The sequence below is a fragment of the Pseudomonas rosaeacicularis genome, assembly GCF_057128745.1.
This window is the reverse complement of record NZ_JBSKHT010000002.1, coordinates 353,230-379,956: the sequence shown is the minus strand read 5'-3', so window position 1 is coordinate 379,956 and position 26,727 is coordinate 353,230. Positions and strand designations below refer to the sequence as shown.

The window sequence follows — 26,727 nt, the reverse complement described above, 5'->3', positions numbered from 1 at the left end:
AACAGCACAGTACATTTATAAAGCGGCGTTCAGCACTCTTCTCAGCCGCTTTGGAGCGCCATGCTCAGGGTCATTTTCGGGGGTACGCGGCCAGCCATGAAGCACACCGTGAAGGGCAGGGGTATCCGATGACGGGCCTTTGGTTTGCGAGAGTTACCGGGCCGTCATCCGCGCGGCTGATTTTCAGCCTCCACACCACGGCGGCTGCACTTACCGCGCTGGTCATTGCGCAAATGTTCGAGCTTCATCACCCATGGTGGGCGGCCATGACAGTCTGGCTGGTGGCTCAACCGACGCGGGGTCTTTTGCTCGAGCGCATTGGTGCCAGACTGATCGGTACGGTCGGGGGCGCATTGGCCGGCGGGTTGATACTGGCGGGGTTCTTCAACGAACACCTCTGGCTGATGCTAGCGTTGGCGCTCTGGGTAGCGGCGTGCGCAGGCGTCGGCAACTTCTTTCGACACTTCAGAAATTATGGATTCGTCCTGGCGGGGTACACCGCTACGATCGTAGCGCTTTTCGGGATCATGGCCCCGGTGTTCGACGTGGACCTGGCTCTTGGTCGCGTGTACGGCACGGTCATCGGCGTTCTGGCCTCCGGCCTTTTCTCATGGGCGTTTACGGACAAGTCGCCCGCTCAGGAAGGCTTGCGCACCCGGGTCGATGCACTGGTGCTGGCGAGCGTGTCCTATTGCCTTACACCCGCTATGGGCCCGCAGTCCTCGCCGGAGCAGCGTCTGAGCGGTTTGCTCGAAGATATCGCGGGTCTGACGACTGCAAGTGATCAGTTGGCGGGGGGGACTCAGCTCGCGCGCCGAGAAGCTCGGCGCGCGCGCGAGGTCATTGATGCAGTCATCGACCTGCTCATTTGGAGCAGGAGTATTGAAGCTCAGGATTGGCGCTCAGCCTATCCGGATCTTTCGATCACACACCTTGCAGCGCCTGCCGTCCCGGCAGTCGAGGCATTGATAGCCGAGTTGGACATGAGTGATCGCCAGACCCTGGCGGGGAGGGTGCTCGTGTCGCGTTTGCAGTGCATCTCTGCTGCGTTGACCCAGGCCAGACCGCGCTCCCGTTCTGTCGGACTGTGGACAATGTTGAGACAGCAAGACGGCTTCGCAGTCTGGTCTGCCGCGCTTCGTCCCTTGATCGCGATGGGTATTTCCAGCGCGCTGTGGTGGGTTCTGGATTGGTCCGATGGTCCGATCATGGTGATGACCGCCGTCTTGTTCGCCTCGCTGTTTTCCAGCCACAACCAGCCTGATCTGGCACTTAAAGATGTGCTGGCCGGCTCTGCCGCGGGAGCACTGCTTGGCCTGGCATGCAGATTCTGGCTGCTGCCTCAGGTCACTGACACTTGGGAATTGGCCGGTGTCATCGCACCTTTTTTGCTAGCAGGTGCATTGCTGATGGCCCGGCCGGCCACTGCAAAAATGGCGATCGACCTGAATATGACCTTTCTTTTGATTGCACAACCTGGCCTGCACACGGACACCGATTTTCTGCACTCGGCGTTGCAGGCAGCGGCGATTCTGGGGGGCGTGTACACGGCGGTCTTTACGTATCGGTGGCTTGTACCGTCGTCCAGGAAGAGAGAGCGCCGCCGCTTGGCCCGGCGAATCGCGCAGGCGTCGATCAGGCTGTCGGTATCGCCTGACGGCGCTGTCCGCAGCGCTTTGTATTCCCGTATCAGGATGCTCGTCGGCAAGCTGATCAGCATCGAAAAACAGGCTTCTGCATTGCTTGTCGCGACCCTTGAATGTGCAGCCGTTGCACAGTTCATCTCGGGCCGGAATACCGAAGACGGGCAATGCGGCGAACACGATCACCCCTCTGCGCTAAGTGCGGCTGCCAAGCTGATTAACACGACGCGACTGTAGTTAACCCACCTTGATCCAACTGGAGAACGTCCATGTCTGACCATCCAACACCTTGGCAAAACTTCACCGGCCAATACATCGCTGGCGCCTGGCGTTCAGGGAGCACCCGCAAGACACTCGATAATCGCAACCCTTACGACAATGCGTTGATCACTGAAATTTCGCTGGGCGACGCCTCCGATCTTGATCAGGCGTACCAGGCTGCAGCTGTTGCACAGAAGGAGTGGGCGCGAACATTGCCCAGCGAACGAGCTGCGTTGTTCATGAAAGCGGTCAGCATCCTGGACGCCAGGCAGGCCGAAGTCGTCGATTGGCTGATCCGCGAATCCGGAAGTACCCGCACCAAGGCGCATATGGAATGGGCCGCAGTACGGTCGACCCTGATCACCGCATCGTCGATGGCAACACGCGTGGTCGGGCGGATTCTACCCATCGACACCGCTGATAAAGAAAGCCGGGTTTATCGCAAGCCGCTGGGTGTGGTTGGGGTTATCAGTCCTTGGAACTGGCCCATGCATTTATCCAACCGCTCCATCGCGCCTGCTGTGGCGTTGGGCAATGCGGTTGTGGTCAAACCCGCAGACGATACGCCGGTAACCGGTGGGCTGCTGCTGGCCAAACTTTACGAAGAAGCTGGCTTTCCACCGGGCATTTTGAATGTGGTAGTCGGTGATGTGGCTGATCTGGGAGACGCCTTTACGCTGCACCCCATACCCAAGTTCATCTCGTTCACCGGATCGACGCGGGTAGGGCGCCACATCGGTTCGCTGGCCGTGACCGGGCCAACGCTCAAGCGTGTCGGGCTGGAGTTGGGCGGAAATGCGCCGTGCGTCGTGCTCGACGATGCCGACCTGGAACTTGCGGTTCACGCTGCAGTGGTAGGTCGCTTCCTGCATCAGGGCCAGATCTGCATGAGCACTAACCGGATCATCGTCGATGCCTCCCTGCAAAAGAATTTTGTCGAAGCGTTCGTGGCCCGTGTTCGTCAGCTTAAAGTGGGCGATCCTGATCTTGCCGACACCGTCATCGGTCCATTGATCAACCGCCGCCAATTGGAAGGGGCCGTGGCCCGCATCGAAGCGGCGCAGGCACAAGGGATCGAGATGATTCTGGGCGGGCCAGCGAGCGGGCAGGTACTGCCTCCCCATGTCTTTGTGAATGTAGACAATATGAGTGACTTGGCTCAAGCCGAGCAGTTTTGTCCCGTTGCGCCGATCATTACCGCCCGTGATGAGGCCCATGCCCTTGAACTGGCCAATCAGACAGAGTTCGGCCTGTCTTCCGCTGTGTTCACCAAGGATGAAGGACGAGGCTTGCGTTTCGCTCAGCAAATTGAAGCGGGCATGACGCACATCAACGATATTTCGGTGAACGATGACTCTAACAACATGTTTGGCGGCGAGAAGAACAGTGGTATCGGGCGATTCAACAGCGAGTGGATAATTGCTGAACTGACCAGCGACCACTGGATTTCGGTTCAGCATAAACCACGTGCCTATCCCTTCTAGTAGAGGCTGCTGATCGGCGCTCGCCGACGATGCCGCAAAGGCGAATCTCGCGTCCTGAGGGCGCGAGATTGTTGCATCTCAAGGGCAAACGAATGGCAGACCATCGTTAGAGTTTTGTGTTTTCTGACATGGAGGGCGAGCCAGTCTGATTTCGCTATTTCAGTGATAAGCGATGCAGGGGATATAGTTTGTGGGGGGCAGCCGATTTCTCTGAGTCGATAATCGCTTTTGGCCGAAGTCAGGCGGTCGCCACTCTCCCTAAAGATGCCCGGCATTATCGAAAGACTGCCCTGCAGCGCTATGTGATCTGCAGGGCAGCCATTGATGCGTTACGCATGCCAAAGCACGTGGCATGAACTTCGCTGTCAGGTTACGGGATCCAGTTCCCATGAAAGCCCAGCGGTATGTGATGATCCATCTTTACTCGTGCCAACGGCGCGGCTTCGAAGTCACTTGCATCGTGGATCGCCAATTCGCTTTTGTTTGTCTGCGGATCCCACCATACGACCAGCAACCAACCATCGTCTTCACTCACCGCATTAGGTTTGGCCACAAATATTGGCTCGGCGGGGGACACGTCCCTGTCATTTTCCAGTGTCTGGTACTCGGTTTTGCCTGAAAAGAAATCATGCTTGATCAGGCAATTGAAGTCATGACTATCGCTTTTGGGTTGGTGTACACCGGCAAAGTAGCCGTATTGGTGCTTCGCACCCAGTAGTTTTTCATTGATTCTTGGGAATTCGACGGAAAAATCGCCGATCCGTGCTCGCGTCATTTGACCCGCATCCAGATCCAGGGTCCACCGGTACAGCATGGGCGGTGTGAATGGAGAGCGCCCCACGTCAGGAAAAGGAAACGGGAAAAAATTCTCGACTTTTATATCATCAGTAAACACCAAGTTACTGACGCACCCGTCTACGATTATTTTGCCATCTTCTTCATAACCGTTAACGAAGTGCGTGGTTTGGTAGGCTTCATCTGTGAGCCAGGTAGTCACACCGGTTTGTCGATGGACCACTAAGGTTCGGTTGCCCAGCTCAGGATCAAATGTCCAGGCGGACTTGCCTTCTGGCACTCGGTCGGGTGATTCGGGTTTCCAGTTGATAGGCCCAAAAAAGAAAACGAAGTAGTTTTCGGTAAACATGAAGTCATGTATATATGCCGGGGCATCGAGATCAATGACGTGTTGCTTCAAAATATTGCCTTGCCTGTCGGACATTGCACAGACAAACCGTCGGCTCTCAGGTTCGACGGTGTAGAACATCAGCTGATTATGTATCGCGTCCGTGTGAATATGGGCCGTTACCGGCGCATGGATTCCTCCATGAAAGTCGAAGGTGCCGATAGTTTCCAAGGTCGTGCGATCAAGCTCGTAATAATGTCTGCCGGCTTCTTGCGTCGCCAGCACGCGTCCGTCAATTTCAACAACATTCACGTTAGCGACCTGCTTTATAACGGGTTCACCGTTCTCATGTCGCGGCTGCGCGACGTCGTAGGACCCATAAATACCGTTATAAAGTGATTTTCCGGCTACATCTTCTGTTTTGAATCCCTCTGTACGCACCCATTTATTGCGGTAGCTGACGGCACCGTTGCTGATGTAAAAAGCATGGACCATTCCATCTCCGTCGAACCAGTGATATCGATCAGGGCGTACTGGCTGCCAACGCTGATTTGAACCGGTTCGGAATAGGACACCTTCAAGTTCTTTAGGGACATCGCCTTCGATGCGAAGGTCATCGACGATCATTTCACCGGTCAACGGCTGTCGAATCCCTTTCAAGAATGGGCTGCTGTTTTTCCACATGTTTGATATCCACAATCGTTAATGGTTTTTATAACTTATCCATTCGTATTGTGAGTGTCTGCGGGTCAGGGGTACAAATTCCCTTTGGGTCTTGGTACTGGGATACAGAAAAATATTCTTTTGAACCTTGTGGGTCGTGGTGCTGTCCTGCGGGAGAAATTGTTACTGAAGCGCTACGCCAGATGTCGTTATTCCTATAAGGTAGTTGGGGAATAAGTGGATATTGATAAGCAACCCTAAATTCTTCGTGCTCGCAAAGATGTAAAGTTTTGATATCAGAGAATTTTTTAAAAGTAGATAGGTAATTTGCTTGCTTGATCCTGGGGCTTAATTTTTATAGCTCAAAAACAACCAACCTGAAAACTACGGAAGCTCACTCTGACGTTCAGACGTAACCTAGGTTTTTGCGGGAGTTTGTTGTGCTGTGTCGGGGGTTGAGTCTTTTTTCGGAAAGCCTGTTTGCTGTCGACGGCAGCAATTTTAAGTCGGTGAATAACAGTGACCGAAACTTCACCAGAGCCAAACTAACGCGGCGCATGAAAAAAATCCGGAATGATGCTTATCACTAAAACTGCCCAGAAACCCAATAAGAAAAGTGCTTGGTTCCGATGCATACTCAGGCACCTAGAGGTGTAATTTTGGCGCGATTTAGGATGAACCTCAAGTTCGTGGCAAATCTTTTCAAGGTGTCCGAACGTAATCGTCTTTACGTCTTCTACTGGCGCATAATCACGACGATGAACTTTGACTACCCCACGCAGAATCGCTCGTACGGCCACGTCTGCTCCCGGATCCGGTTGGGCGTTGTCACGGTGCCATTTAGAAACGGCGTTGACGCGAGATCGGATTAACTTAACGTCAACTAAGCCGGCCATAGCCAAGATGTACCGTTTTAACGTGTACACAGACGCTGGCAAATCTCCACCCCAAGCCTCTCGGTAATGGCGGAGATTCATGCGTGTAGCATTCTTTTCAGCGGCAAGCGATAAGGTGTTCTGCATCAACTGGTCTCACGACTGGGAAGCAGCATGAAAGGCAAATGATTGGCCAATACAGCAAAGCTTAGACCATCCGGTGGGGTGTGATCAGCAAATCAAAAGTTTGGAAATTACAGAAATTGCGTACTAAAGTTTCTAATTTGCAGAATATAGGTAGTCCGAGGGGTGAAAGAATCTGAATTAGTTCGGAATTTCGAGACGTGCAAGGGGGGTTAGGGAAAATGGCGACCCAGCAGATAGACCACTCTGACACATGATTTAACATAATATACGTTATGCGAACCTTGACTTATTCCTGCGGGCCACATTCCCAGCTCAATTAAATGCCCGTTTAGTAGAGTTATAGTGCCAGGCGGTTTGCGCCGAACAAATCCGATCGTGCTCCAGGTCATTGATCAGCGCCTCGGCATCAATTCCAACCCGCTCGCGATTATGTTTGAACACAGACAATCAACCTTCATCGTGCGTCGATCTGTCGATCTGTTGTGTCACGACCTCAACCGCTCTTGCAGCGTTTCGCTCGGCGCCGCTTTGGCTCACAAGAATTTGCCAGCCAATGGGCTGGCGCCTAAACGGGTCTGCCACTTGAGCGTCGGACAATCTTGATCGTGTACTTGAGATTGGGTTTGCGCGTCACGCTGATCGGCCTGCGAGTCACCGTATCAAGCGTGATATTCCAGAAGCCACTGCTGGGCACGACGATTTTGGCCGGGAACTTCTCGAAGGCACCGCCGTGATAGACGTGACGCCCAGCGTTCTTGAAACTGCGAAAACTGGCGTCGGTCATCAGGCGTATGTTGCAGGCGTTCGAACACTCGATGATGACGATGTCACCTTCGTTCAAGTGCTCGCGCTGGTGAATGAATTTCATACAAGTCTCGAACGGCTTAGATGCTGGGGTGATGATGGTACAGCCGGTCATAGGCGGACCAACAGTTGAGATCCACCTTTGCTCGAAATTCGCGCTACCGAATGATCCAGTGCCGACCAGCCCTTGCATAGGTATAGGGGGTACCCCTATGATGCCTCCGACACAGGTCGAAGGAGTATCCCGTGGGTCACATATCTTCCAACAAAGACAGCCTTCTGAACCGCGTAAAACGCATCGCCGGACAAATCCAGGCCGTTGAGCGGGCGCTGGAATCGGATCTGGACTGCGCTAAAACATTGCACCTCGTAGCGGCTACCCGTGGAGCAATCAATGGACTGATGGAAGAAATCATCGAAGAACACGCCCGCGAGCATGTAGCCAATCCCGCGCTTAGCGAAGATGAGCGCAGCAAGGGTGTCGAAGAGCTTCTCGAAGCCATCCGCCGCTATTCCAAGTAATGACGACAGGTACAGGTTCATGAGCACGCCCCACAGCAATATCGATCACACGCACAGCCACGTGTTCCTCGGCTCTGCCCACGAAGAAAACGCCAGGCGCACGCTTTGGGTCGTGGCGCTTACGGTGGTCATGATGGTTGGCGAGATCACCGCGGGCTATATCACCGGCTCAATGGCACTCCTTGCCGATGGCTTCCATATGGCAACCCATGCCGGCGCATTGGGCATCGCAGCGGCTGCTTACGGTTATGCCAAACGCCACGCTTCCAGCCAGCGGTACAGCTTTGGCACCGGAAAGGTTGGAGACTTGGGCGGGTTTGCATCAGCGCTGATTCTCGGGATGGTTTCGCTGGTCATCGGTGTCGAGTCCGTCATGCGCCTCTTGCAGCCAACGCAGGTGCAATTTGGCACCGCCACGCTGATCGCGGTTGTTGGGTTGATGGTCAACATCGTGAGTGCCCTCCTCCTGGGCCACGGACACAGCCATGGTCACGACCATGCAGATCACGACCACGCAGATCACGCGCATCACCACCACGGCAGCGATAACAACCTGAAGTCGGCCTATGTCCATGTCATCGCCGACGCGCTGACATCCGTAATGGCCATCGTTGCATTGCTCGCCGGTCAATACCTGGGTTGGGTATGGCTTGATCCGGTAATGGGTATCGTCGGTGCGATCGTCATCGCCCGCTGGTCATGGAGCCTGATCAGCGTCACTTCCGGCGTACTGCTCGATCAAACGGATGAGCACGTTGCCGAGGAAATTCGCGATCTGGTTGAACGGTCCGGGGACGCAACGATTACAGATTTGCATGTCTGGCGGGTTGGACCAGAAGCCCATGCGGCTATCGTCAGCGTGACTGGCCAAATCACTGTAAACGCCGAGAGCATCCGTGAACGCCTCAAGCCTGTTCACGAAATCAGCCATCTGACCGTCGAGTTTCGAACCGCCTGATGTGCCAGGCGCACGCCGTAGATTAGCGTGCGCCTATGTCCACACTCTAAGGCGCGTTTCCGCTTTCCGATCATCACACGCGCCAGTGCTCCACTATCCCGCCCTTGTCGCCCAATACCGGATCAGTGTGGGGAAACTGTAGGTGCGCTATCTGTTCGATCTGCGCGGGTGTGGCCGGATCACGATTGATATCGCCCTCCTGCCCCGGCGGATAGGCGCCGACCACCATGAAGTCATCGCTGGAGCCGAGGTTGCAATGCCCCGTCCCCGCCGGCAGCAACAACACATCCCCGGCCTTGACTTCGACCACGTGGCCGTTTGGCCCACCCAGCATCAATTGCGCATGGCCGGCATAAACGCCTAGCACTTCATGCCCGCGAGTGTGGTAATGGTGATAAGTAAACACCCCGTAGCGCCATTGCGGGGGCCAGCCGTTGTCGGCAAATGTGCGTTCGAACAACGAAGCCGGATCGCTGCCGGTCACTCCCAGCGCGGCGGGATAAATCAGGACGGGCAGCGTCGGATTGTTAGGGATACCGCCATTGGCCTTCAGCATCAGTGTCTGCACGACAGGCGCGGCTAAGGTCTGTTTCATGGTCAATGCTCCAACGCCGAGCACGCTCAGCAAGGTGATTGTATTGAACTGACGTCGGGCCAGCGGCATGGTTCGAACTCCCGTCGGGTAAAGTAAATGTGCACGAGGCGGATGCCGGGGCGTGGCGACAGCTTCAGTGCTCAAGCCATTCTTCATCCACGCCTGAGACTACTCGGTTATTTCGCCCTGGCGATGGCAGCGAGGCGCTACCGAGCGCTCTTGGTCAGCGTGACGAAGCCTGGGTCTGCGGATAGACTGCCGCTGTAGCTGTCCCTTTATATTGAGAATGCTTTGGCAGTCATCAGGACGGCCACTCTTTTCGTCAACCGGCAGAGCTAATGACTCCAGAACCTCGCGTTAACCTGACCAACTGTGACCGCGAGGCGATCCACCTTCCGGGCAGCATCCAGCCACACGGCTGCCTGCTGGCCTGTGACGCGTCGGCCAGCATCGTCTTGCGACATTCCGCAAACGCCCCGCACATGCTGGGTTCGTCGAACGATTTGAACGGTCAGCGACTGGAATCGATTCTCGGCGAGGAACTTGCCCACACCATACGCAACTCCCTGGCGCGCACCAGGGAAGCGTCTCGCCCGGTCCTGACGTTCGGCGTGACGCTCGCCTCCGGGCAAACATTCGATATTTCTGCCCACCTGTTCAAGGGTATGGCTATCATCGAGTTCGAGCGTTGTGGTCTGAGCATTGCAGAACCCATTGAACTTGCGCGCACCCTCATCGCCCAGGTCCGGGAGATCGACCAGACCGACAGGCTGTTTCGGGATGCCGCCAGATTTGCGCGAGCGATGCTCGGCTATGACCGGGTCATGATCTATCAACTGGGCGCTGACGGCGCTGGCAAGGTAGTTGCTGAAGCCAAGCGCGTGGATCTCGAAAGCTTTAAGGGCCAGTACTTCCCCTCTTCAGATATACCCCAGCAGGCGCGGGCGCTGTACCTGCGCAACCCCATACGGATCATCTCGGACGCCAAGGGTGAAACCGTACCCATCGTGCCAGTGCTGGACCTGTCGGGCGAGCCCATCGACCTGTCCTATGCCCATCTGCGCAGCGTCTCGCCTATTCACTGTGAATACCTGAGCAACATGGGCGTGGGCGCCTCGATGTCGATCTCAATCATCGTCGATGGAGCACTTTGGGGGCTGATTGCTTGCCACCATTACTCACCAAGGACCCTGGCAATGGGGCAGCGGATCGCGGCTGAGATGTTCGGCGAATTTCTGTCGATGCACATCGAGACTTTACGGGCCCGGCAGAAGCTGGAAGCTGGCGCGCATGCCCGGCAACTGCTGGACACCCTGCTTCGAGACGCAAACCGGGCCACGGACATCGAAGAGTTTCTGCTTTCTCGCATGTCTGACTTCAAGGCGTTGATACCGTGCGACGGCATCGGCATGTCATTGGGTGGCCAGTGGGCGGCGGATGGCTTGACGCCCGCTAACATAGCCGTCCCGGCGCTGCTGCGTTTTGTCGAGGGGATGACCGAAGGCCGAACCTGGGCTTCCAACCGTCTTTCAATGGTGCACGCCATCGCGCAGGACTACGCCGCAGACGTTTCAGGCGTGCTGGTCATCCCTATGTCGCAGCACCCCAGGGATTATCTGATCCTGTTCCGCAAGGAAGTGGTCGAGACCCTTGACTGGGCCGGCGATCCAAACAAGACCTACGACACCGGTCCCCTGGGCGACCGCCTGACTCCCCGCAAGAGCTTTTCGGTGTGGAAAGAAACCGTGCGTCAGCAATCGCTACCCTGGACTGAACAGGATCGCCAGTTCGGTGAGGCCATACGCGTGGCGATTGTCGAGGTCGTGCTGCATAACAGCGAGCTTCTGAACGTGGAGCGTTCCAAGGCGGACGTCCGTCAGCGGATGCTCAACGAAGAGCTCAATCACAGGGTCAAGAACATCCTCGCCCTGATCGGAGCGCTTGTAGCCCATCCCACAACGGAAGGACAAACCCTCAGCGGCTACGTGGCTACGCTGAGGGGGCGCATTCAGGCGCTCTCGCTCGCGCACGATCAGGTCGTACGGGGTGATGGCGGCGGAAGCCTGCGCGCCCTGCTCAACGCCGAGCTTTCGCCCTATCGCACCTGCGCCGACGCCATTGAACTGACCGGACCCAATGTCGTACTCGATGCCCGCGCCTACTCAGTCATGGCGCTCGTGCTTCACGAATTGGCAACCAACGCTGCGAAGTACGGAGCGCTATCCCGGGCAGCCGGGGCGCTCGAAGTCAGTTGGTCGATTGATGCCGGGGGGGCTTGCGGCATCGCATGGCGCGAACGCGGCGGGCCAACGGTCAGCCCGCCAAGCCGCACCGGCTTCGGCTCAGTGCTGATCGACCGGAGCATCCCCTTTGACCTCGGCGGGACGAGCGCGGTTGAATATCTACCCGAAGGCCTTCAGGGACACTTCAGGGTCCCGGCAAAGCATCTTACCCTCGCCGACCCCGTCGAGATCCCGCACACGACAGCAACGAACGCCCTGCCCGGCCTGGACTTCAGCAATTTAGCCGACGCTTGCGTGCTGATACTCGAGGACCAACTGGTCATTGCGGTCGGGCTCGAGCAAATCCTTTTTAATGCGAACATAGAAGACGTAATCACGGCCGGCTCCGAAGCCGAAACAATGCGGCTACTCGCTGTCAGGAAACCCGATGTTGCGGTGCTGGATATCAACCTGGGCACTGGAACCTCCATAGCGGTTGCCGAAGAGCTGACACGGCTGAACATCCCCTTCCTCTTCGCAACGGGCTACGGTGATAGCTTTACCATCCCCGACCACCTGAAACGAGCACCCGTCGTTCGCAAGCCCTACGACGGTGTCTCGATCCTCATGAACCTGCAAAACCTGCTTCATCGGCAGTAAGAAATAGCCGCTGTGGGCGGCTGCACGTTGCTCAGGAATGCTCCGAAGCTGGCGACATTGCCTCGCGCTGCGCAGTGGGATGCGTTCCATGGGCCTCGCCCACCAGGGGAATTACCTGGTGTTCGGCGTTATACAGCTTACCGCCGCTGAAATAGTCACCGTCACGCAGGGCTGCCACGTCGCGGTATTGCAAGCTGCGTTCGGTGCCGGCGACGAACACTGACTGCTGGTCGGAGTTGCCGACGGTGAAGTGGTTGTACGTCAGGTTGAGAGCGATGGCCATGATCGCCGACGAGCTGATGCCGGAATGGAAGATGGTGGCAAACCAGGTGGGGAAGTGATCGTAGAAGTTCGGCGCGGCGATAGGGATCATGCCGAAACCGATGGAGGTGGCGACGATGATCAGGTTCATATTGTTGCGGTAGTCGACCTTCGACAGGGTGCGAATACCGCTGGCGGCCACGGTGCCGAACAGCACGATGCCGGCGCCGCCCAACACCGAAGTCGGGACGGCGGCGATGACTCGGCCCATCACCGGAAGCAAGCCAAGAATCACCAGGAACACGCCGCCGGTGGCAACCACGTAGCGACTTTTCACCCCGGTGACGGCCACCAGACCGACGTTCTGGGCGAAGGCGCTCTGGGTGAACGAACCGAAGATCGGTGCCAGCAGGCTGGACAGCATGTCGGCGCGCAGGCCGTTACCCAGTCGCTTGGCGTCCACCTTGGTGTCGATGATTTCACCTACGGCCAGGATATCGGCCGAAGTTTCCACCAGCGTCACCATGATCACGATGCACATGGAAATGATCGCGGCCAGATGAAAGGTCGGCACCCCGAAGTGGAAGGGGCTCGGCAGACCAAAGACCGGCCCTTGGCTGACAGTGGAGAAGTCAGCCATGCCCAGCAAAGTGGCGATGACTGTGCCGATCACCATGGCCAGAAGAATGGACAGGCGCGAAACGGTAGCGCTGCCCACTTTGCTCAACACCAGCACCAAGACCAGGGTGAGCGCCGCCAGACCAATATTACCCATGCTGCCGAAGTTTTCGGCGTGGCTATTGCCGCCCATGGCCCAACGCGCGGCGACCGGCATCAGCGTCAGGCCGATGGTGGTGATGACGATGCCGGTGACCAGAGGTGGGAAGAAACGGGTAATGCGCGAGAACACCGGGGTAATCAACAGCCCGATCAACGATGCGGCCATGACGGCACCGAGAATCGACGGTACGCCGCCGCCTTCCTGGCTCCCGACAATCGCCACCATGGTGGCGACTCCTGAGAACGACACGCCCTGCACCAGAGGCAGTTGGCAGCCGAAGAACGGCACGCCCAGTGTTTGCAGCAGGGTCGCCAGCCCTCCAGCGAACAGCGAGGCGGCCACCAGCAGCCCGATCTCGGCAGGAGACAGCCCCGCCGCCTGGCCGATGATCAATGGCACCGCAACGATGCCTCCGTACATGGTCAACACGTGCTGAAGCCCATAAGCCATGTTGGCGAAAAGGCCAAGGTTCTTATCTTCAGGGCGGACAGCGGTAGTCTGGGACTCGATCATGATGGTGGTACCCACATTTTTGTTGTGAGGTACTGTATTCAATATTATCGAATTATGTCTATACCTTTGTATACAATCATCACGACTGGCTGATCCGCGATGCAGCCGCACCAACGCCATTATGCCCCCGGGTTGATGCTCAACAGGTCCGCTGCGAGGGTCTCCAGCGTGGGCCTGCTAAGCAACGGCGCCGGAGCACCTTCAGGCGCAGCAAGGCCTACACGGTTATGCCAGATCGTCGGCAGTCCTACCTTCTGGGTGCCAAACAGGTCGTAAGCGGAGCCCGCCACAAAGACTGCATTGGCGGGCGCTATGTCGAGGGTCTCCAACGCCATCCGATAAGGTGCAGGGTCTGGTTTGTAAAAGCCGGCCTTCTCTGAAGTGATGACTACGTCAAAAGGGACGCCCAGCAGATCGGCTGCGATTTGCCCCAGTTTCTCCGAACAGTTGGTCACGATCCCAAGCTTGTAGTGGGGCTTAAGTGAAGCCAGTACAGCCTTGGCTTCAGACCAAGGCTGCAGCTCGCCCCAACGCGCTTCAAGTTCAGCGGCTGCTTGCCTGCCAAGCCCCACTGCAATGGCGGCTTCTTCCACCAGGGTCTCATAGGGCCGATAGCTGCCGCATCCGTAGGTCGCCTTCAGGTAGGCCATCCGCCATGTCCGGCCCATTTGCTCTGATCCGGCAACGGAGTTCCACAGCGTCCAGGAATCAAGCAAAGCGGTGAGCAGATCAAATAATACGAGTTCGACTGAGGCACACTGTTGCCCCTTATCCGAGTTCGCAGACAGATTTGAAGTCATTACAGTGTTTCCTGTTTAAGGTGAGGAAGTTCTGCGATAGCGGTAATTTCAACCAAGGCGCCGTAGTGGAGCTGACCGCATGGGATAATTGCCCGCGCCGGTCGATGGGTGCCCATCACTTTCGCGTAGTGCGCATTTACGATGGGCCATTGCTCTACATCCGCGATGAAGATTTGTACATTCACCAGATTCGCCAGGCTTGCATGGGCAGCCAGCAGCACCGCTTCGACATTCGCCATCGCCTGTACGAATTGAGCGTCGATACCCTTTGCGAAGGTGCCTGTTGCCGGATCAAACGGCAGTTGCCCGGAAACGAACAGCAAACCGCCCGTCACCACGCCTTGCGAGTAATGCCCACCCGGCGCGGGCAACTTTTGTGAGGTGATGAGTTCCATCAAATCTCTCCAGTCATGAGTTGTACGTCGTTACCAGCCCGAGATGCGCGGCCAGTAACCCAGGAGGCGTCCCTGGGTCAGGACGTGATAACCGCCGTGCTGCGCAGAAGTGGCACAGGCATGGTTGGGCAGAATGCGCAGCTGCGTCCCGACGGGCAGCTCTTTGGCCGCTTCGATATCGCCGCAGCGTGATGAGATGACGCCGTGCTCTTGATTGGCCGCCGTGACGATCAGATCGCCAATGGGCTCGCCGTGGATGTCGCAAACAATGCCGTATCCCTGATCCACACGCTGCCTGGCGGTACCTCGGTCGCGGGAAAGCGCCATCCAGCCCGCATCGACGATGGTCCAGCCTTTCTCAGGCTGGTGTCCGATGACAGTGGTGAGCACCGACACCGCGATGTCTTGGACCCGGCACACATCCAGGCCCGCCATCACCAGATCGAAGAAGGCGAAGACGCCAGCGCGAATCTCGGTGACACCTGAAAGATCCTCAGTGAACAGCGCCGTGGGTGTGGAACCTACGCTGATGATCGACAGTTCGAATCCTGCATCGCTGAGCAACTGCGCCGCATCGACGACAGCCGCTCGCTCCTGGCGGGCATAAGCCTGGATCTCGCTGATGGAGCGGCTGTCGTAAGAGTTGCCGGCGTGAGTCATGACTCCGCTGACTTTCACGCCATTGCCGCGCAAGACGCCAGCGATCCCCACCAACAGGGGTGACTGCGGCGCAATACCTGAACGATGGCCGTCACAGTCGACTTCCAGCAGAACCTCAAATCGTTGCTCGCTGCTCTTGGCGAAATCCGCCAACAGCCGAGCGCTCTCAAGATTATCCAGCACTAACTTCAAGGCAGCGCCCTGTTCGAGCAGCCGTTCGGCATGGGCAAATTTATTCGGGGCGATGCCGACCCCATAAAGAATGTCGGTAAAGCCGGCGGCAAAAAAGAAGTCCGCCTCACGCAAGGTCGAGACTGTGATCGGCCCTCGCCCACCCTCAAACAGGCGCTCAGTCACTTCAAGGGATTTGTTGGTTTTAACGTGAGGCCGCAGTTTCACATTGAATGGCGCCAGCTTTTCACGCATTCGCAGGATGTTTGCATCCAGCCGATCTACGTCCAGTAACAGCGAGGGTGTTTCGACTAATTCTGCCATGTGTTCTCTCCGGTAATGGCGCTATTCTAAGCCCTCAAAACCGTCGTGAACTTTAGACTCACTCACTCTATGATTCAGTAATCCTTAATGACTGATGCCTTTGAAATTCGCTTCCTTCTCGTGATTCGTGAAAGCAAAAGCCTGCTGGAGGCTTCACGCAAGCTTGGGCTGACGCCGTCAGCGGTAACTCAACGTCTTCAGCAAATGGAGAGAAAACTTGGTATCCGTCTGGTGGACCGTTCAGCCAGGCAGTTGCGCTTCACTGATGAAGGCGAGCTGTTGTGCGCGCGCGGTGCCGAGCTCCTCGAGCAGTTCGACGCCTTGTTGGAAGATTTGCATGAGAGGCGCAAGGGTTTCGTTGGCAAGCTGAAAATCAATGCGCCCTTTGGATTTGGCAGGCAGTACGTTGCACCTGCGGTTGCCGCTTTCAAGAACCTGCACCCAGAGGTCGACATCGCGCTGACCCTTTCTGACCAGCCCATGGTCGAGGCAACCGACCGCTTCGATGTGGTGATTCATATCGGTCAGCTTGGAGTGTCAAATCTAGTGGGCCGAACCCTTGCGCCGAATCGTCGGTTCGTCTGTGCCTCGCCGGCGTTTCTCGAACGACAGGGGCCAATCGAGACGCCCGAACAACTCGCTGAACTGCCGTGCATTGCCTTACGCGAGAACAACGAAGACGTGACCTTGTGGCAGTTCACCCGAGGACGGAAAACGCGAAGCGTGCGCATCCGTCCGACCTTGAGCAGTAATGATGGCGCCGTCATCCGGCAATGGGGATGTGAAGGCCAAGGCATCATCCTGCGGTCTGAATGGGATGTTGCCGACGCCTTGGCCAAAGGCACCCTTGTGCGACTGCTACCGGCCTGGAAATTACCGGACGCGGACGTTGTGGCGTTGACACATCAACGGGAAGGTTTGCCCGAACGCACGCGTAACTTCATGCGTTTTTTGCAGGACTCGTTCAGGCCTGTAGCACCTTGGAGGACATGAAGACCCGAACTTATCCCTCCAGGCCCTCCTTGGCACCATTACTGAGCACTCTGCGCAATAACCGTTGCAAAGTTGAGGGGTAAGCCACGAGGCGTGATTCATCAGAAATCGGCAGGCAGGGATTCCTTCAGCCATTTTTCCGACATTTTGTTCAATGTTCCATCAGCCTTGGCGGCTGCCACGATGCCGTTAATCTTATCCTTGAGCGCTGTTTCATCCTTGCCCACACCTACGTAGCAACCGGAGTCCTTGAGCTTGAACTTGAGCAGCGGTGGACGGTGCGGGTTCTGGTCGGCAATCACTGCCATGGTGGAGTTACCGCTGGCGATCAAGTCAACCTGATTGGCCAGGAATGCGGCGATGGTGGTGTTGTTGTCTTCAAACCGTTTGATCTTGGTGCCCGGCGGCGCGACCTTGGACACTTCGATGTCTTCCAGGGCGCCGCGGCTCAAGCCGATGGACTTGCCGTCCAGATCGGCAGCTTTGCTCACCTTCACTTCTTCAGGGCCATAGACGCCCATGTAAAACGGCGCGTACTTACTGCTGAAGCCAATCACTTCTTCGCGCTCAGGGGTTTTGCCCAGGCTTGAGATGACCAGGTCCACTTTGCCCGTGGTCAGGAAAGGAATTCGATTGGCAGACGTGACCGGCGTCAGGACCAGCTTGACCCCAAGCTTGTCGGCAATCAGTTGCGCCATATCGATATCCAGACCACGCGGCTTCATGTCCGTGCCAACGGAACCAAAGGGTGGAAAGTCCTGGGGAACCGCTACTTTCAACACACCCCTGCCGGTGATATCAGACAACACGTCAGCTTGAGCAAATGGCACGGCCGCACAAGCAGCACTGGCGAAAAAGGCGCTCAACAGACAACGACGAAATAGGTTCATGGCTTCTCTCAAAAGTATTTAAACAAAGGACAGCATGACGCCTGCGAGTCTGGCAACGACAGAGGTCGTGCACCCGTAGGCGTAGCTGAGGCAGGGATGAATCAAAGGGGGTAAAAGGACGGCTTCTTGAAGGAGGTCATGCTCTTGCCAGTGATGCGGCGCAAGCTGCCTGGGCGATCCGGTCCACGGTGCATCGTTGTAGCTGCCCCGCTGGGGGGATTTGATCCATGGCGGCTAGCGCAAATGGATCGTGGTGAAAACAACCACACGCAAGGATGTAGGTTTTGATCCGAAAGAGACAACATTTTATTTCGTGTTGGTCTGAAACGGCTGACGACGACGCGTAGTTGCGTTGGCGCCGCGCAGCCGAATACGTGCAGGGCAAACGCGGATCAGTATGAACGTTTCGCTGTGGCGATTGATCTCAACCTCTCTGGTAAAGTGCTTTCAGCGCCTTTTTGCGAAGCGGTCGGCCGATCAATCACAGCCTCAGGAGCAATTTGATGTTTCACGCTATGTTCAGCACCCCTTGCCTGTATGTGATCATTCGGTTCATCTGGCCCATGCCTTGGCCCCTGCCCGTCCGGTTGGCCGGTGCACTGTTGCTGCTGGCCGCCTCGCAATATCACCTGTACGCCAGGTTCTCGTCCGGCAGTGTGTTTTCCCCGGAATTTCCAAGGGTGGTGTTGATCTTTTTCAACTGGGCGTTTGGCGCGATCCTGCTGATCGCCGTGCTACAAATTGTCATCGACCTGGGCACCTTGCTGACCATGCTGGTTCGTCGACAGTGGCTGACCATACCCGCCACGCTGCGCTACACCGTTGGCACCGCGGCTCTACTGCTGGCGGGCATTGGCGTACACCAGGCGGTGCGTGTGCCGCCGGTGAAAGATATCGAGGTAGCAATCAAAAATCTGCCGCCGCAATTCGACGGCTACACGGTGTTGCAACTGAGTGACATGCACATCAGCAAGCTGTTCGATGAGCCGTGGGCGCGGGCGGTGGTGAACCGCTCCAATGATTTGGGGGTGGATATGATCCTGATCACCGGCGACCTGATTGACGGCCCACTCAGCGCCCGAACGCAGGATGTGGAGCCATTACGGGACCTGCATGCCCCAGATGGTGTGTATGTGATCCCAGGCAATCACGAGTACTTCTTCGACAATGAGGCGTGGATGCAGCATTTCGTCTCGTTGGGCATGAAGCGCATGACCAACAGCCACGCGTTGATCGAGCGTGGCGGCGCGCAACTGATTCTCGCCGGGGTCACGGACCTGAGCGCGCCGCGCGCCGGCTTGCCTGGGCCGGACCTGAAACAGGCGCTGGCCGGGGCGCCGGGCAATACGCCGATCATCCTGCTGGACCATCAACCACGCAATGCCCGGCAAGCTGCCAGCCAAGGCGTGGCGTTGCAGTTATCCGGCCATACCCACGGCGGCATGATCCGCCCGCTCGACCTGATCATCGCCCGGGCCAACGAGGGTTTCGTTTCCGGCTTCTATGACGTTGACGGCATGCAGCTTTACGTGAACAACGGCACGGCGCTCTGGCCCGGTTTTGCCCTGCGTTTGGGCGTGCCGTCGGAGCTGACGCGGATCACACTGAGGCGGGCCGGGGAGCCGGGCTAACATCGCTCTACTCCAAGCAATTATTTCCTCGCACGGCATTGTTTAGCAGGACCAAATACTGTTTACGATTTGAGTGCATTTATCCCGACTAAAGCGAACCGTATTGTCACTTCACCGAAACGAAGTCCTCTCTTACGGGCTTCGTAGCCAAGTGCAATTCTTCCTTTACCAACGGGTGATCATCATGAAATTTATCGTCACAGGCAGTGCTGGAAACGTGTCCAAGCCGCTGACCGAGCTCTTGCTTCAGGCGGGTCATGAGGTCAGCGTCGTCAGTCGCAACGCGAAAAATATCTCAGGCCTGATCAAACAAGGCGCCACCGCGGCCATCGGCGATATGGAAGACCTGGCTTTCTTGACGGAAACCTTCGCCGGTGCCGACGGTGTTTATCTGATGTTGCCACCGATGTGGGATTCGGCAGACCAGAAGCAACAAAGCATCAAGTACGCAGAAAACTTCAAGACAGCGATCCAGGCCACGGGCGTAAAGAACGTGGTGTTTCTCAGCAGCTACGGTGCTCATCGCCACAACGACGCGGGTCCGATCAGCGGCATGGGGCTGGCGGAAGATGTGCTGAACACATTGAGTCCGGAGGTGAACGTGCTGAGCCTGCGCACAGGGTATTTCTACTCCAACCTGCTGCTGTCGATCGACCTGATTAAGAAAGCCGGTCACATGGGCAACATGTTCGATATCCCACAAGGCACTTTCACTGTTGTCGACCCCGAGGACATCGCACGGACTGCCGCAGCGGCGTTCGCCACGCAGAATTTCAAGGGGCACTCGTATCAATACGTCGTGAGTGATTTGACGGGCACGGATGAGATTGCCACGTTGATCGGCAAGGAAATTGGTATTCCAGACCTGAAGTGGGAAAAGTTCGATCAGGAGGATTTCCGCCAGGTGCTGCTGGGCTATGGCTTCGCCAAGGGCGCTGCCGGAGACTACGTTGAAATGTTCGACACGCTGGACAAAGGCCTGCTGTTCGAGCACTTCTTCGAGACCAAGGCAACGTTCGGTGGCACGTCAATCGAAGCGTTCGCCAAGCGTTTTGCGGCGACCTATAACGCTCGCTGACAGGCTCTGCATCGCTGACGATTCACGACACTCAGGCACATCGCAGACGCGAAGGACAATCCTGCAGTGATGCGGGTCGTTAGCCTTGCCCTCTTCTTGAGTAACGTTGGATAACCCATCGAAGGTGTTGAAATGATCAAGATCAGTGTGATGTACCCGCTTACTCCCGGTGTGACCTTTGACCATGACTACTATCGCGATGTCCACATGCCGCTGGTTCAGAAGCGTCTGGGCGATAGCATTTCCTCGTACAGCATCGACAAAGGACTTTCAGGCATTGAGCCTGGTAGCGCCCCGCTCTATGTGGGTATGTGCCATCTGTACAGCGAATCGCTGGAGGCATTTCAGACCGGCATTGCGCCTCACGGCGAAGAACTGGCGGACGATGTCGCCCACTTCACCAACGCCAAACCGGTTTATCAAATCAGCGAAGTCGTCCGGTAGCGCGCAACACCCCTCATCGACTCAGGGCCGGCGTCCCCCAGCCTTATCATTGCGTCAGCAACGGATGGTTGTCGAACAGATCGCAAACCCAGTCGACGAACACTCTGACGGTGGGGGACAAATGCTTGTTTTGCGGGTAGACCGCAGAAATAGGCATCGGTGGTGGCGTGAACTCGCGCAACAACTCCACCAACTCGCCCGACAGCAGATAAGGCGCCGCCATGAATCGGGGCGCCTGGATGATACCGACCCCTTTCAAACAACATTGCAGCCAGGCTTCAGTATCGTTGAGCGCCAGGTTACCGCGCATTCTGATGTCGACACTGCGCCCTTGGAGCGTGAAACTGAAATCCATCAGTCGGCCGTTACGACCCCAGAAAAAGTTAGCGGCCACATGCTGCTTGAGATCGTCCAGCGACTCAGGCACACCGTAACGTGCCAGGTAATCGGGACTGGCAACGGTCACGGGCCGATACAGGCCAAGGCGCCGGGCGATCAGGTTGGACGTCGGCAGTGTGCCCACCCTGATGACGCAATCGACGCTTTCCTGAATCAAGTCAACGGGCTTGTCCCCAAATCCGAGCATCAACTCGATATCGGGGTAGCGTTCATGAAAGGCGTAAACGTGCGGTAAGACCAGAAGCTTTCCCAGCGAGGTCGGCATATCGATTCGCAATGTTCCCCGGGGGGCGTCGGCGGTCACGGAAAAAGCATGTTCGGCTTCCTCGATGTCCGCAAGAATGCATACACAGCGCTCGTAATACGCCGCTCCGTCCGGTGTAAGACTGAGACTGCGAGTCGTGCGGTGGAGCAGTCGGACTTTGAGATGAGCTTCCAGTTGCTGAAGGATGATTGTGGCCGAAGCCTTGGGGATCTGGAGCGTGTCCGCAGCACGTGTAAAGCTGTTGGTTTCCACGACTCGGGCGAACACTTTCATGGCAAAAAGCACATCCATGATCAAAATACTCGCGTTGAGAAGGCGGACTTTAACGTGTTGTTCCGATGGAAACAGGCCTGAAAGACGCTGTATTCGCCTTTATCCCGCCCGCTCAATTTGTCGGGTATGGAACTCTTAAGTGCAAATGTGCGGATGTTCACCGGGAGGGAACGGCTTTTTCGACTACGTCAGTCGTGCGTACATACCGATTTGGCCCCATACGGCCGATCAGCCTCAGGCTCTCGGTATCGATCCAGCCGCGTTGCTCATCGATCACCGACTCATCGGCAACGTGCATCATCAGCACCTCGCCCAAGACCAGCGAGCGCATCGGCCCAAGCTCAATGATTTGTACCAGCTTGCACTCCAGGGAGACGCGGCTTTCGGCAATCCTCGGCGTGGAGATATGAACCGACGGCGCCGAGACAAGCCCCGCCTCCTCGAACTCGCTGACCAGCGGGCCGTAATCAACGGCGGAGCTGACCATGCTTTCGAGTTGATCGTCGCTGACGAGATTGACAACGAATTCGCCGCGCTCCCGGATGTTTCTTCCGGTGTCCTTCAGGTCGGTCCCCGAACGGTGCAGGATCGAAAACCCAACGATCGGCGGGTCCTCCCCAAACACGTTGAAGAACGAAAAAGGCGCAACGTTTTCGCGTCCTTGTCCGTCAACGGTGGACACCCACGCGATCGGACGTGGGACCACGGTCGAACCCAACAGCTTGTAGCGGATTTCGCGACTGATTTGCGTGAAATCGAATTTCATAAATACTCCTCGAAGGACAATGCCGATCCTGATTTGAGTTCAGTATTTAAAATGCGCGGCATGCCGGATGGCAAACTCTGCCCACTTGATCCCGGGGCGCCCGAGAATGGCGTTCATCACATCGAACCCAGCACCGGGCTCAGGCGTTCCGCCAGCGGTGTACAAGGCATAATTTTCGTACGCGGAATGCATGTAGGCCGCGTCTGCGCCAGCAGCCAGTACCTTGTCCATGAACTCTTCTGGTGGTCTGGCTTGGTAGGTAAACGTCTGCCCGAGGGTATTGGTCAGCGTGTCCGCGACAGCAGAAAATGTTTGCTCGTCAGACGCCAGCCGATAGACCTTGCCAGCATGTTTTTCCGGAAGCCTGAGGCACGCTGCGCCCACTGCGGCGACGTCATCGCAATCGACCCAGCTGATCCGTGCATCGGCGACGTAGTGCCGGATCGTGCCGCTATCCACCGCCCTCGCCCCGCCGTAGCTCAGCAAGTTCTGCATGTAGATGTCCGGCCTTAAATGGGTAAATGTAAAACCCGCCCACTCAATGTACCTCTCGACAAATTGCTGCCAACCCCAATGCGCGACTTTGGTGTCGTCATCGCCACACGCCCCCAGATGGACAATGTGTTTCACCCCGGCTCGTTTGGCTTCATTCAGAAAATTCTTGCTCTGCTGAAACATGTCCACGGTGTAGCCCGTGAGCATAAATACACGTTCGATCCCGGCCAGCGCAGGCGCTAAAGTTTCAGGGCGATCCATGTCCAGCTCGACAATAGGAACGCCCAGGTCAGTGGCTTTCGAAGGCGTACGTACACCGGCCACGATTTGAAGTTGCGGATCGTCACGCAGAAGCGAAACGACAGCGCCACCGACCTTCCCGGTGGCTCCCATGATCAATACTTTTGTCGCCATCGTTGCACCCTCCCCGCTGCGTAATGAACTAGACGTTCACCACGATCTTGCCCAGGTGCTGGTTCTTCTCCAGTTCACGGTGCGCGGCGACTATGTCGTCAAAGGCGAAGTTGGCGGCGATCTCGGTTTTCAACTGGCCGGATTCCAGCCCTTTGAAAATGAAGTCGGTCGCCGCTTTCTGGCGGGCCGCGTCGGTTGTGGTGGAGAACAGGTTATAGCCGCGGATGATCGGTTGTTTGTAGATGATCGAAAGCAACGGCAATGGCGTTATGTCCTCGGCGAGCGCACCGTAAATAAACACGGTTCCGCCGGGCGTCAATGCGTCGATCAACTTGGGGAAGTTGGCGCCGCCCACGGGCTCGAAGACGATGTTCACTCCTCGCCCGTCAGTGATCGTGTTCACCTCGGCAACCAGGTTCTGTTCGTCGGTGACGATCACGTAAGCCGCGCCGGCCTTGAGCAGTTCGTCACGCTTGGCGCGGGTGCGCGTCATGGCGATTGCCGTTGCGCCCACAGAGTTGACGATCTGGATCGTACCCAGCCCTACGGCGCTTGAGGCTGCGGGAATCAGCACGAAATCCTCAGCCTTGAGCAGGCCGTTTTCGATCAACGCACCGTAGGGCGTGATGAACACGTTCCAGATCGCGGTGCCTTGGTCGAAGGAGACAAAGTCCGGCAGTTTCACTACCGCGTGAGCCGGGGCCAGGACCAATTCACCGTACATCCCGTAGTCGTTCAACGAGAACGACGGCACCGTGCTGACCCGGTCGCCGACCGAAACGTGAGTGACATTGCTGCCCACGGCCTCGACGATACCGGCGCTCTCGTAGCCCAGACGCGCGGGTAGGTTAACCGGTTCGACATAGGCGCCGTTGCGCCACATCGACTCTGCTCGGTTGAGGCCGATGGCCTTGACCTGAATTCGTACTTCGTTGTCGCCGGGTGCTGGTACATCGATGTCCGTATACGTCAGGACTTCTGGACCGCCATATTGAGTAAAACCAATGACACGAGACATGGGAACTCCGCGGCGCCGTGACGCCTTTAATGACACTCAAAATTGGAGGTGCCCGTCGTGAAAGAGCACCGTATTAGCTGACGACGACTTCGCTGGTCTGCAACAGCGGGGTAAAGTCTTCGCAGCGGGTGATATCAACTTGGTTTCGCATACCGACTGGCATTGGTGATGCCTTCATAGCCCCATGAGTCCAGCGGCAGGTCATGCAGTACCACAAAGGTCACAGGGGATAACTCCGGCCCCAACTGGGCGACGAACAACTCGTAGACGCCGTTGATGAAAGAACTCTTCTGCGCCGCCGTGTTGGTGCCCTCGCCGATCGTGACGTCCATGTGCGCAACCAGCGACGCAGGCTTGCCTCCTACGCGCGCTGAGGCTTTGGGGTCATTGTCGAGGAACACCGCGATTCGATCGCGCTGCTTGCCCAACACATCGACCATGAGGTCTACGGCACCGTCCTGAATTTGCTCGGCTTGTTGAACACTCAGTTCAGCGCCGGCTACCTTGATTGTGATCAGTGGCATGCTAAAACTCCCTCATGTAATAAATCGCTTGTTGGTCGACTCACTGATGCCCGCGCACGCCAAAAACCTGCTGCCCTGGTCTGTCGTGTATCGGCCGCTGTCCGGCGACACACCCACGGTGGCGCTCGCCATGGCATACGCTGCTGAAAATGCCTCCCCAGTCCTAAAGCTGGTCCTGTCCCGAGCGGATGAGCTGATCAAGCGCGTTTCCGGCAGGCAGTCCAACATGGCTGAGGACTGATCGCGGGTCATCGTGCGCCAAAGGTCATGTTGCGAAACAATCCGTGTACACCGGTTGGCGGTGCACGCCAGTAAGGAGCGGGCGCTTCAACTGTCCCGCCCAGCTTCTCAGCCGCATGCCAGGGCCAGCGCGGGTCGTAGAGCATGGCTCGGGCCAGCGCGACGAAGTCGGCCTGACCACTGGCGATGATGTCTTCGGCTTGCTGAGCTTCGGTAATGAGACCCACCGAGAGAGTGGTGACACCGGTTGCGCGTTTCACCGCCTCAGCGAACGGCACTTGATAGCCCGCCCCCACCGTAATCTTCTGCAGCGGGGAAATACCGCCCGAGGATACAGAGACCCAGTCAACGCCCAGCGTCTTGAGTGCAGCGGCGAACGCAATCGCTTCGCGCTCCTCGATACCGCCGTCCACCCAGTCGGAACCGGTAATTTTCACACCAACCGGTTTTTGTTGCGGGAATGCCGCACGTACCGCGCGGAAAACCTCGAGGGGAAAGCGCATGCGGTTTGCAAGTGAACCGCCGTATTCATCGGTTCGCTGGTTGGAGATGGGAGACAGGAACTGATGCAGCAAGTAGCCATGTGCAGCGTGCAACTCCAGACCGTCCACACCCAGCCTGTCAGCGCGTTCAGCTGCGACAACAAATGCCTCAAGCACTTTCGCCATGCCTTCAGCGTCGAGTGCGTGCGGTGCAGGTTCGCCGGCTTTGTGCGCGACTGCCGAAGGCGCAAACGTGGTCCAACCGCCCTCACCCTCGGGAATCAACTGCCCCCCGTCCCATGGCGTTGCACTGGAAGCCTTACGACCGGCGTGGCCCAGTTGAAGAATCACCGGGATACTCGAAAACTCGCGCACCGCCGCAAGCACCGGGACGAATGCCGCCTGCGTCGCGTCGTTATACAAACCAAGATCGCCTGGCGTGATGCGGCCCTCCGGGAGGACCGCGGTCGACTCAATGAACAGAAGCCCCGCACCCGACGCGGCCAACCCGCCCAGGTGAATCAGATGCCAGTTGTTCGGCAGACCATCCTTCGCGATGTACTGGCACATCGGAGAGACGGCAATGCGATTTTGAACGGTCAGTTGGCGTAACTTGAAGGCCGAAAAAAGTGAGCTCATTTACTGGACCTCGATAATTGAATGCCCTCGTTGAACGCCTTGTAAGGCTTCGACGCAAGTGCGCTTGGGGGCTAGTACAGTCGAGATTTCGGTCCAGATAAATGGGCTGTCGCGCTTAACACTCTGGAATTTTAGGCTGCAATGAAAGGGGGCCGATGACGTTTGCGGCACGGCCGCAATGCTCGTCCTGGAGTAGCCTGTGAGCGGGCGCGACCGTTCATACGCAGTTGCGAGGACTCAGACTGGAGCTTGACCCTGCACCCCTGCTCGCGATTTCGATCGCAGCAAGCGCGCTTGACGCAGTGTCTGCTGAA

Annotated in this window: 25 protein-coding genes and 1 pseudogene; 11 read left to right on the top strand and 15 right to left on the bottom strand. The window is 57.0% G+C overall.

The genetic code is table 11. The features are described 5' to 3' along the window. Positions 1-128 precede the first annotated feature (128 nt). Positions 129-1,880, top strand: coding sequence for an FUSC family protein (locus tag ACWKWM_RS04185; RefSeq protein ID WP_483844895.1), 1,752 nt, complete (start codon positions 129-131; stop codon positions 1,878-1,880). Positions 1,881-1,912: 32 nt separating this feature from the next. Then, entirely contained in the window at positions 1,913-3,388 is a 1,476-nt protein-coding gene (locus ACWKWM_RS04180) for an aldehyde dehydrogenase family protein (RefSeq protein ID WP_483844894.1), read from the top strand. A gap of 370 nt (positions 3,389-3,758) precedes the next feature. On the opposite strand, the gene ACWKWM_RS04175 is transcribed toward ACWKWM_RS04180, so the two are convergent. Beyond that, positions 3,759-5,195 carry a carotenoid oxygenase family protein gene (locus tag ACWKWM_RS04175; RefSeq protein ID WP_483844893.1) on the bottom strand — a complete coding sequence of 479 codons (1,437 nt, stop codon included), beginning with the start codon at positions 5,193-5,195 and terminating at the stop codon, positions 3,759-3,761. A gap of 407 nt (positions 5,196-5,602) precedes the next feature. Between ACWKWM_RS04175 and ACWKWM_RS04170 the strand changes: the two are divergent. Then, positions 5,603-5,749: pseudogene (locus tag ACWKWM_RS04170) on the top strand (IS5/IS1182 family transposase); the annotation flags it as partial. Here ACWKWM_RS04170 and ACWKWM_RS04165 read toward each other — a convergent pair. Together ACWKWM_RS04165 and ACWKWM_RS04160 are read right to left on the bottom strand one after the other, a co-directional pair. Next, a complete protein-coding gene (locus tag ACWKWM_RS04165) occupies positions 5,720-6,196 on the bottom strand; it encodes a hypothetical protein (protein WP_483844997.1) in 477 nt (158 codons plus the stop codon). The pseudogene ACWKWM_RS04170 and the gene ACWKWM_RS04165 overlap by 30 nt on opposite strands. A gap of 565 nt (positions 6,197-6,761) precedes the next feature. Further along, the gene (locus ACWKWM_RS04160; RefSeq protein WP_483844892.1) at positions 6,762-7,064 is read right to left on the bottom strand and encodes a DUF1883 domain-containing protein; all 303 of its coding nucleotides are present in this window, start codon (positions 7,062-7,064) and stop codon (positions 6,762-6,764) included. Between the two features lie 182 nt (positions 7,065-7,246). Here ACWKWM_RS04160 and ACWKWM_RS04155 point away from each other — a divergent pair, with 182 nt between their 5' ends. Both ACWKWM_RS04155 and dmeF read left to right on the top strand, forming a co-directional pair. Beyond that, positions 7,247-7,522, top strand: a complete 276-nt coding sequence (locus ACWKWM_RS04155; protein WP_483844891.1) for a metal/formaldehyde-sensitive transcriptional repressor — start codon at positions 7,247-7,249, stop codon at positions 7,520-7,522. A 19-nt stretch (positions 7,523-7,541) separates the two neighbouring features. Next, complete coding sequence (gene dmeF, locus ACWKWM_RS04150) at positions 7,542-8,480, top strand: CDF family Co(II)/Ni(II) efflux transporter DmeF (RefSeq protein ID WP_483844890.1); 939 nt, start codon at positions 7,542-7,544, stop codon at positions 8,478-8,480. Positions 8,481-8,553: 73 nt separating this feature from the next. On the opposite strand, the gene ACWKWM_RS04145 is transcribed toward dmeF, so the two are convergent. After that, positions 8,554-9,075 carry a cupin gene (locus ACWKWM_RS04145; RefSeq protein WP_483844990.1) on the bottom strand — a complete coding sequence of 174 codons (522 nt, stop codon included), beginning with the start codon at positions 9,073-9,075 and terminating at the stop codon, positions 8,554-8,556. 338 nt (positions 9,076-9,413) lie between these two features. On the opposite strand from ACWKWM_RS04145, the gene ACWKWM_RS04140 reads away from it, so the two are divergent. Continuing rightward, complete coding sequence (locus ACWKWM_RS04140) at positions 9,414-11,957, top strand: HWE histidine kinase domain-containing protein (RefSeq protein ID WP_483844889.1); 2,544 nt, start codon at positions 9,414-9,416, stop codon at positions 11,955-11,957. Positions 11,958-11,988: 31 nt separating this feature from the next. On the opposite strand, the gene ACWKWM_RS04135 is transcribed toward ACWKWM_RS04140, so the two are convergent. The 4 genes from ACWKWM_RS04135 to ACWKWM_RS04120 all read right to left on the bottom strand — a co-directional run bounded on the left by ACWKWM_RS04135 (position 11,989) and on the right by ACWKWM_RS04120 (position 15,862). Next, complete coding sequence (locus tag ACWKWM_RS04135; protein WP_483844888.1) at positions 11,989-13,512, bottom strand: nucleobase:cation symporter-2 family protein; 1,524 nt, start codon at positions 13,510-13,512, stop codon at positions 11,989-11,991. Positions 13,513-13,631: 119 nt separating this feature from the next. Further along, positions 13,632-14,312, bottom strand: coding sequence for an HAD-IA family hydrolase (locus ACWKWM_RS04130; protein WP_483844887.1), 681 nt, complete (start codon positions 14,310-14,312; stop codon positions 13,632-13,634). After that, entirely contained in the window at positions 14,312-14,707 is a 396-nt protein-coding gene (locus tag ACWKWM_RS04125; RefSeq protein ID WP_483844886.1) for a RidA family protein, read from the bottom strand. The genes ACWKWM_RS04130 and ACWKWM_RS04125 overlap by 1 nt, the downstream gene beginning before the upstream one ends. Before the next feature lie 30 nt (positions 14,708-14,737). Next, complete coding sequence (locus tag ACWKWM_RS04120) at positions 14,738-15,862, bottom strand: alanine racemase (RefSeq protein ID WP_483844885.1); 1,125 nt, start codon at positions 15,860-15,862, stop codon at positions 14,738-14,740. An 87-nt stretch (positions 15,863-15,949) separates the two neighbouring features. On the opposite strand from ACWKWM_RS04120, the gene ACWKWM_RS04115 reads away from it, so the two are divergent. Continuing rightward, complete coding sequence (locus ACWKWM_RS04115; RefSeq protein WP_483844884.1) at positions 15,950-16,855, top strand: LysR family transcriptional regulator; 906 nt, start codon at positions 15,950-15,952, stop codon at positions 16,853-16,855. Between the two features lie 101 nt (positions 16,856-16,956). Here the strand turns inward: ACWKWM_RS04115 and ACWKWM_RS04110 are convergent, their stop codons facing one another. Next, the gene (locus tag ACWKWM_RS04110; protein ID WP_483844883.1) at positions 16,957-17,745 is read right to left on the bottom strand and encodes a transporter substrate-binding domain-containing protein; all 789 of its coding nucleotides are present in this window, start codon (positions 17,743-17,745) and stop codon (positions 16,957-16,959) included. A 503-nt stretch (positions 17,746-18,248) separates the two neighbouring features. On the opposite strand from ACWKWM_RS04110, the gene ACWKWM_RS04105 reads away from it, so the two are divergent. The 3 genes from ACWKWM_RS04105 to ACWKWM_RS04095 all read left to right on the top strand — a co-directional run bounded on the left by ACWKWM_RS04105 (position 18,249) and on the right by ACWKWM_RS04095 (position 20,898). Next, positions 18,249-19,376, top strand: a complete 1,128-nt coding sequence (locus tag ACWKWM_RS04105) for a metallophosphoesterase (RefSeq protein WP_483844882.1) — start codon at positions 18,249-18,251, stop codon at positions 19,374-19,376. A gap of 184 nt (positions 19,377-19,560) precedes the next feature. Next, a complete protein-coding gene (locus ACWKWM_RS04100; RefSeq protein WP_483844881.1) occupies positions 19,561-20,454 on the top strand; it encodes an NmrA family NAD(P)-binding protein in 894 nt (297 codons plus the stop codon). 132 nt (positions 20,455-20,586) lie between these two features. Next, entirely contained in the window at positions 20,587-20,898 is a 312-nt protein-coding gene (locus ACWKWM_RS04095) for an EthD family reductase (RefSeq protein ID WP_483844880.1), read from the top strand. A gap of 46 nt (positions 20,899-20,944) precedes the next feature. Here the strand turns inward: ACWKWM_RS04095 and ACWKWM_RS04090 are convergent, their stop codons facing one another. From ACWKWM_RS04090 to ACWKWM_RS04070, 5 genes are all read right to left on the bottom strand, one after another. Beyond that, positions 20,945-21,853: a LysR family transcriptional regulator gene (locus tag ACWKWM_RS04090; protein WP_483844879.1), complete on the bottom strand. Its 909-nt coding sequence runs from the start codon at positions 21,851-21,853 to the stop codon at positions 20,945-20,947. Positions 21,854-21,992: 139 nt separating this feature from the next. After that, entirely contained in the window at positions 21,993-22,601 is a 609-nt protein-coding gene (locus tag ACWKWM_RS04085; RefSeq protein WP_483844878.1) for a flavin reductase family protein, read from the bottom strand. A 39-nt stretch (positions 22,602-22,640) separates the two neighbouring features. Further along, positions 22,641-23,510, bottom strand: coding sequence for an NmrA family NAD(P)-binding protein (locus tag ACWKWM_RS04080; RefSeq protein WP_483844877.1), 870 nt, complete (start codon positions 23,508-23,510; stop codon positions 22,641-22,643). Between the two features lie 28 nt (positions 23,511-23,538). Continuing rightward, positions 23,539-24,528 carry a zinc-dependent alcohol dehydrogenase family protein gene (locus ACWKWM_RS04075; RefSeq protein WP_483844876.1) on the bottom strand — a complete coding sequence of 330 codons (990 nt, stop codon included), beginning with the start codon at positions 24,526-24,528 and terminating at the stop codon, positions 23,539-23,541. Between the two features lie 134 nt (positions 24,529-24,662). Continuing rightward, positions 24,663-25,052 carry a tautomerase family protein gene (locus ACWKWM_RS04070; RefSeq protein WP_483844875.1) on the bottom strand — a complete coding sequence of 130 codons (390 nt, stop codon included), beginning with the start codon at positions 25,050-25,052 and terminating at the stop codon, positions 24,663-24,665. 46 nt (positions 25,053-25,098) lie between these two features. Between ACWKWM_RS04070 and ACWKWM_RS04065 the strand changes: the two genes are divergently transcribed. After that, entirely contained in the window at positions 25,099-25,293 is a 195-nt protein-coding gene (locus tag ACWKWM_RS04065) for a hypothetical protein (RefSeq protein WP_483844874.1), read from the top strand. A gap of 7 nt (positions 25,294-25,300) precedes the next feature. Here ACWKWM_RS04065 and ACWKWM_RS04060 read toward each other — a convergent pair whose 3' ends face one another. After that, positions 25,301-26,413: an NADH:flavin oxidoreductase/NADH oxidase gene (locus ACWKWM_RS04060; protein WP_483844873.1), complete on the bottom strand. Its 1,113-nt coding sequence runs from the start codon at positions 26,411-26,413 to the stop codon at positions 25,301-25,303. Positions 26,414-26,727 lie beyond the last annotated feature (314 nt).